The 6,165-nt window shown below is 54.5% G+C and carries 5 protein-coding genes; 3 read left to right on the top strand and 2 right to left on the bottom strand.

The genetic code is table 11. From position 1 onward, the window contains the following. The first annotated feature begins 543 nt into the window (after window positions 1-543). Complete coding sequence (locus tag HMPREF1141_RS03270) at window positions 544-2,463, top strand: ATP-binding cassette domain-containing protein (protein WP_035316495.1); 1,920 nt, start codon at window positions 544-546, stop codon at window positions 2,461-2,463. A gap of 55 nt (window positions 2,464-2,518) precedes the next feature. On the opposite strand, the gene HMPREF1141_RS03265 is transcribed toward HMPREF1141_RS03270, so the two are convergent. Beyond that, complete coding sequence (locus HMPREF1141_RS03265) at window positions 2,519-2,755, bottom strand: HPr family phosphocarrier protein (protein WP_009060989.1); 237 nt, start codon at window positions 2,753-2,755, stop codon at window positions 2,519-2,521. 258 nt (window positions 2,756-3,013) lie between these two features. Here HMPREF1141_RS03265 and mtaB point away from each other — a divergent pair, with 258 nt between their 5' ends. After that, on the top strand, window positions 3,014-4,306 hold the full coding sequence (gene mtaB / locus HMPREF1141_RS03260) for a tRNA (N(6)-L-threonylcarbamoyladenosine(37)-C(2))-methylthiotransferase MtaB (RefSeq protein ID WP_035316494.1): 1,293 nt from the start codon (window positions 3,014-3,016) through the stop codon (window positions 4,304-4,306). 50 nt (window positions 4,307-4,356) lie between these two features. Here the strand turns inward: mtaB and HMPREF1141_RS03255 are convergent, their stop codons facing one another. Next, complete coding sequence (locus tag HMPREF1141_RS03255; RefSeq protein ID WP_009060940.1) at window positions 4,357-5,646, bottom strand: family 10 glycosylhydrolase; 1,290 nt, start codon at window positions 5,644-5,646, stop codon at window positions 4,357-4,359. A 192-nt stretch (window positions 5,647-5,838) separates the two neighbouring features. Here HMPREF1141_RS03255 and HMPREF1141_RS03250 point away from each other — a divergent pair, with 192 nt between their 5' ends. Continuing rightward, window positions 5,839-6,132, top strand: coding sequence for a DUF1294 domain-containing protein (locus HMPREF1141_RS03250; RefSeq protein ID WP_009060993.1), 294 nt, complete (start codon window positions 5,839-5,841; stop codon window positions 6,130-6,132). The last annotated feature ends 33 nt before the right edge of the window (window positions 6,133-6,165 follow it).

Raw genomic sequence — 6,165 nt, 5'->3', positions numbered from 1 at the left:
GCTTGCCCCTCATGCCGGGGCGGGCACTTACTTTCGTGAAAGGACGAAAGTAAGCAAAGGCCTTCCAAAGGACACCTTTGGAATCCGTTTTGGGAACAAGTTCTGGAATGCAACGCCGAAAGCTACTGTAAAGGCGCTCCAATGAAAATACCCACTCTCCGAGCTTAATCTAGAAACAAACCATGCAAACCCGGCTGTCGGCGGGCATTTTCAGAGCGCTCTCGTTAGCTCGCAGAAATGTTATCGGCACCTTCGTACAAAGTCATTTTCGCGTGGAATCTGGTAGTTTGCTCTGTTTGTTTTTCCGCGACGTGCATGCAGGCTCAGCCTGCCGTAAGGTTATTATATCACCGCCGCTGTAAAAATGTCCACAAATTTACCCGTTTTCTCTCAAAGGAGCCGATGTTGCGCGTTGTTCTTGATTTCATCGCAAAATTCCTCTATAATATTGAAAGAGAAACGGCGGCCGGGTCAACGGTCTTTGGGCGGTGGATGACCGCCTTTTCTATTGTTCTGCCGTTTCAAGAAGGAGCTTGCATTAACATGGCTTTGCTGAGTACGAGCAATTTAAGAAAGGCATTCGGCGCTGAGGATCTGTTCAGCGGCGTTTCCTTTGAAATACAGTCCGGCGACCGAATTGGCCTTGTGGGGGTCAACGGTTCCGGAAAAACCACCCTGTTTAAGATGCTGACGGGCGATCTGTCGAACGACGGGGGCGAAATCCACCTTTCGCGGGACGCTGTGATCGGCTATATGGAGCAGCATGTGTGTAACAATCTGGAGCAAACCGCTTACGCCGAGGTGCTCAGCGTATTCGCCCCCTTGCTCGGGATGGAGCGCGAGCTGGAAGAGATCAACCTGGCTTTGCAGGGGAAACCGCAGAACCAGACCGAGCTGATCGAGCGCCAGATGCTGCTCAATGACCGCTTTCTGCGCGAAGGCGGCCTTACCTGCCGCTCCCGTGCCCGCTCTGCGTTGCTGGGCCTGGGGTTTGATGATGAACAGACCGCCATGCCGGTCGGCGTGCTGAGCGGCGGACAAAAGGCCAAGCTGCAGCTGGCAAAGCTGCTGCTTTCCGGCGCGAATCTGCTTTTGCTCGATGAGCCGACAAACCATCTGGATATCGCCTCCGTCGAATGGCTGGAGGACTTTCTCAAAGGGTATTCCGGCGCTTTTCTGGTCATTTCGCATGACCGTTATTTTCTGGACCGCGTGACAGGGCGCACCTTTGAGCTATCGAACCATCGGCTGACGTGCTATAAGGGGAATTACACCACCTATCTGGCGCAAAAGCAGGAAAACGACCTGACGGCGCAGAGAAAATACGAAAGCACCAAAAAAGAAATCTCTCGCCTAGAGGGAATGGTAGCGCAGCAGCGGCAATGGAACCGCGAGCGCAACATCCGCATGGCGGAGAGCAAAATGAAGGTGATCGAGCGGCTCGAAAGCACGCTCGTAAAGCCCGATGAGGCGGAAGACAGCATCCGCTTCCGTTTCGAGCCCTCTCAGCGCGGCGGCAACGATGTTCTTGCTGCTTCCGGCCTTTCGCTGAGCTTTGACGGAGCTCCCCTGTTCCGCAACGTCGATCTGGAAATCCGCCGCGGCGAGCGCATTTTTCTGATCGGCCCGAACGGCTGCGGAAAGACCTCTTTGCTGAAAACGCTGCTGTCGCGCTACCTGCCGGACAGCGGTGAAATCCGCTTTGGCGCGGGGATCGACGTCGGCTACTACGACCAGATTCAGGAGGACCTGCATCCCGAAAAAACGGTGATCGACGAAATCTGGGATTCCTACCCGTCCATGACGCAGACAGAGGTTCGCAACGCGCTGGCGATCTTCCTGTTTCAGGACGACGACGTGTTTAAGCCGGTCGCCGCTTTGAGCGGCGGAGAGCGCGCCCGCGTTCTGCTGCTGCGCCTGATGCTCTCACGCGCGAATTTTCTGCTGCTGGACGAACCGACGAACCATTTGGACATCGGCTCCTGCGAAGCGCTGGAAAACGCGCTGCAGAATTACGAGGGCACCCTGCTGATCGTGTCGCATGACCGCTACCTGATCAACAAGCTGGCCGACCGGATCTATTTTCTGGACAAAGACGGAACGACGGAATACATCGGCAATTACGACGCTTATCTGGAGCGCGTCAAAGAGACGGCAAAGGAGCCTGTGAAGGAACAGCAGGAGCCGGAACAGAAAAATCTCTACAAGCAGCGCAAGGAGCAGGAAGCAAAGCTGCGCAAGACCCGTGCCGCCATCAAACGAGCGGAGCAGGAGATGGAGCAGCTCGAGCAGGAAATGGAGCAGGTGCAGACCCGCCTGCACTCACCGGAAATCGCTGCCGACTACGAAGCGGTGATGGAGCTGACAAAGGAGCTTTCCCGGCTGAAGGAACAGTCCGATTCGGTGTTTTTGACCTGGAGCGAGCTTTCCGAGGAGCTGGAGCAGGCCGGCGAAAGCGCATAAATAAAAAAGCCCGGAATCATCCGGGCTTTCAATTCGCGGAATACCGGGAATTGTATTATGCGTTCTGCGGCTGAAATTCCGCAAGTTCTGCAATAAAGTGCTCTGCCTGGGGCCCTTCGAGCTCTACTGTGACCGGTTTTGACAGGTCTAAACTGAATACTCCCATAATGGACTTTGCATCTATTGTGTACTTGTCGGTTCTTAGATTGATCGGAAAATCATACCGGTTCGCCAAAGTAACAAATTTTTTCACTGCTTCTATGCTGGACAACAGAATATCGGTCGTATACATGGTCGACATCTCCTATTCTTTGAATCAATCTGTGAAAGATCTGTACGTTTCCTATCATAACGTACAGTTGTCTGTTGGTCAATATCAAAAATCCAGTTATTTCTACTCGTTTTGACTTTTTCAAAGTTTTTTATCAATTATCTTCAATTATCTTCATTTTATTGTGAAACGAGTGAAAAAAGATTTTTCCCCCGGCAAAAACGGAAGGAAAAAACAAATCCCAAAAAGAATGAAAAATTTTCCCGAAAGGATCCTTCCATGAAAGTACATGTGATTACACTGGGCTGTAAGGTCAATCAGTATGAATCGCAGGCAATGCTTCAGCAGCTGCTGCACGCCGGTTTTTCCCCGTCGATGGGAGAATCGGCGGACGTGGTGCTGATCAATTCCTGTACCGTGACCGCAACCAGCGACCATAAAGTGCGCCAGACGCTGCACCGCGCCCGCCGGCAGAACCCCGGCGCGGTGATTGTGCTGACCGGCTGTATGCCCCAGGCGTTCCCCGAAGAGGCCGAAGCCCTTACGGACGCGGACGTCATTCTCGGCAACTCAAACCGCAGCGCTCTGCTGCCGGACATTCTGACGTATCTGTCGACGCACCAGAGGATCATCGATATCGTTCCCCACGAGCGCAAGGGTTCGTTTGAACCGATGCAGATCGAGGACTTTCAGGAACGCACCCGCGCCTTTATTAAAATTCAGGACGGGTGCAACCGGTTCTGCTCCTACTGCATCATCCCCTATGCCAGGGGGCGGGTGCGCTCGAAGCCCTTAGAGGATTTGGAGCAGGAGCTGAGACTTTTGGGAGAGCGGGGATTCCGCGAGATCGTTCTGACCGGCATCAACCTTTCCGCCTATGGGCAGGAGCTTGACCTGCACCTGTGCGACGCGGTGGAAGCCGCATGCCGCACGCCGGGCATCGAGCGGGTGCGCCTCGGTTCACTGGAGCCGGAGCAGCTCAGCCTGCCGGTGATTCAGCGGCTGGCGGCACAGAAAAAACTGTGTCCGCAGTTTCATCTCTCCCTGCAGAGCGGCTGCGACGCGACCCTGCGCCGCATGAACCGCCACTACGATACCGCAGAGTACCGCGAGATCGTTCAGAATCTGCGCGCGGCGTTCCCGAACGCGGCCATCACGACCGATATCATGGTCGGCTTTGCCGGGGAAACCGAGCAGGAATTCGCCGAATCCCTCGCGTTTGCCGAAGAAATCGGCTTTGCGAAGGTGCATGTATTCGCCTACTCCCGCCGTCCCGGCACCGTGGCCTATTCCGCGCCGGATCAGCTGACGAAGGAAGTGAAGGATCGCCGCAGCAAGGCGATGATCGAAGTCACTCTCGGCACCATGCGGGAATTCTTCCAGAGGCAGGTTGGCCAAACCGCCGGCGTACTGTTTGAACGGGAATGCGCCCCCGGCGTTTACGAGGGCTACACCGAAAACTACACCCCGGTCACGGTCTCTTCCGAAAAGCCGCTGCACGGGCAGATTCTGCCGGTACGCATCACATCTGCCGGCGGGGTTGGCTGCACCGGAGAGCTTCTTTCCCACTGACAAACGGGATAGATGATCGAAAATAATACAGGCCGCGCGACCTGCCCCGATCAATTGAGCAGCTTGATGACATTCTGTACTTCTTCGCGGCTGTGCTCGGCATCGAGCTGATCATAAGCGTAGAACATAAAGCCTCCGCCGCCGATCTGCCGCCCCAATTCCACCTGCTTTTGCAGAATATCGTTGGATTTTTTCCAGGTACCCTCATCCGCGTCAGAACCGGCCTTGTACACCGCAAGCCCAAAATACAGCTGCACGCCTTTGGCCGTGACCATCTGCCGCCACTGTTTGGCGCCGTCGTCGAACGGGAGAATGGGATTCTCAAAATTCACATACAGCTGCGGGCATATGTAATCGACGTACCCGGCCGTAGAAGCCCACGAAACCACATCCGCGCCCATGCGCAAATCGTTCTGTACATTCCCCTGCGGAGAAATCCCGAACACCACACCTGGCTTGATGCTCTTGATCTCGCGATACACCATCGACACCATCTTGTTGATATTGGCGCGCCGCCACTCGAATAAATCCATGGCGTTGCCGCTCTTCTTCGCCTCGGCCAGATAGGCCCCATAGGAGCCGGTATCAAAGATGCTGCTTTCTGTGGGATAAAAATAATCGTCGAACTGCACGCCGTCCACATCGTATTTTTTTACGATTTCGGCTACGCCGTCGGTAATGAGCTTGAGCACCTCAGGATATGCAGGATTATAATAAACGCCGTTATCGAGCGTCACCGTCCGCCCCGAAAGCTTTTGGAGCTGCCATTTGTTATAGGGATTATTCTGTGCGAGCGCCGTGGGCGTATTGTTTGTCCGAATGCGAAGCGGATTGACCCACGCGTGGATTTTCAGGCCCGCCTTATGCGTGGCCTGCACCATATACGCGAGCGGGTCGTACCCGGGGTTGACCCCCTGCATTCCGGTTAAGATATGCGACCACGGAAAATAATCCGACTGATACAACGCGTCGCCGAACGGGCGCACGTGAACAATCAGGGTATTCATTCCCTTGCTTTTGGCATTTGCCACAATCGCATCGAATTTTTTTTGAAAAGCCGCCTGGCTCTGGTCCGCCTCCGCATTCATCGCCAGACTCATATAAGGGACCCACACAGCCCGCATTTCGTCCCCCGGAACCGTGTTCACCGGATTGGTGCCGGAGCTGGACGACTCCGACGCAGAGGACGCCGTGGAAGTTTGGCCGGATGACTCCGGACCTGATTGTCCCTGCCCGGGAGGCCCTCCCTGCACCGCCATGGTCAGAAGAACCGAGGCAATCAGCAAAGCTACCGCCGCCACGTTGGCCCCGTAGCCCTGCCAAAGACGCTCGTGTTTCATTTTTACAATCCTCCCTTTTTTGAAAATCAATTCGCTTTCAGAATCACTGTACGCGAAATCAACAGCTTTTTAAAAATGACATCACTAGAACCTGTCCGCTGCCGTTCTCTATATTTATAATGCGCCATCTGCCAAAAAAGACCTGTCCGCTCTTATTTGAGCAAAAAATTGGACAAGAAAGAGAGCACGAATATGTTTGAGCTTATTTTCTCACACCCGACGGGAATCGTTCTGTACCTGGGCGTGATCAATCTGATCGCCGCCGCGGTTACGGTATACGATAAAAAACAGGCACGCACGCACGGGCGGCGCGTTCCGGAAAAGAACCTGTTCACCCTGGCGATTCTCGGCGGTTCACCCGCCATGCTGGTCACGATGCACATCATCCGCCACAAAACCCAGCACAAGCGCTTTATGCTGGGTCTGCCGCTCATCATTCTGGCGCAGCTGATCATCGCGTCGCTGGTGTATCAGTCCACCCGTTAAAGGTATTTACCACGGGCAGAAAATGCGTTATAA

Origin of the sequence: Clostridium sp. MSTE9 (assembly GCF_000277625.1) — a bacterium.
Classification (GTDB): domain Bacteria; phylum Bacillota; class Clostridia; order Oscillospirales; family Acutalibacteraceae; genus Faecalispora; species Faecalispora jeddahensis.
The sequence above is the reverse complement of the archived record's forward strand: the minus strand, read 5'-3'. Positions and strand labels throughout refer to the sequence as shown.

Excerpts from the sequence above, each read along its gene's own strand:
- HMPREF1141_RS03270 (WP_035316495.1), top strand. The coding sequence starts at position 544 with ATGGCTTTGCTGAGTACGAGCAATTTAAGAAAGGCATTCGGCGCTGAG.
- HMPREF1141_RS03265 (WP_009060989.1), bottom strand. The coding sequence starts at position 2,755 with ATGTATACGACCGATATTCTGTTGTCCAGCATAGAAGCAGTGAAAAAA.
- mtaB (WP_035316494.1), top strand. The coding sequence starts at position 3,014 with ATGAAAGTACATGTGATTACACTGGGCTGTAAGGTCAATCAGTATGAA.
- HMPREF1141_RS03255 (WP_009060940.1), bottom strand. The coding sequence starts at position 5,646 with ATGAAACACGAGCGTCTTTGGCAGGGCTACGGGGCCAACGTGGCGGCG.
- HMPREF1141_RS03250 (WP_009060993.1), top strand. The coding sequence starts at position 5,839 with ATGTTTGAGCTTATTTTCTCACACCCGACGGGAATCGTTCTGTACCTG.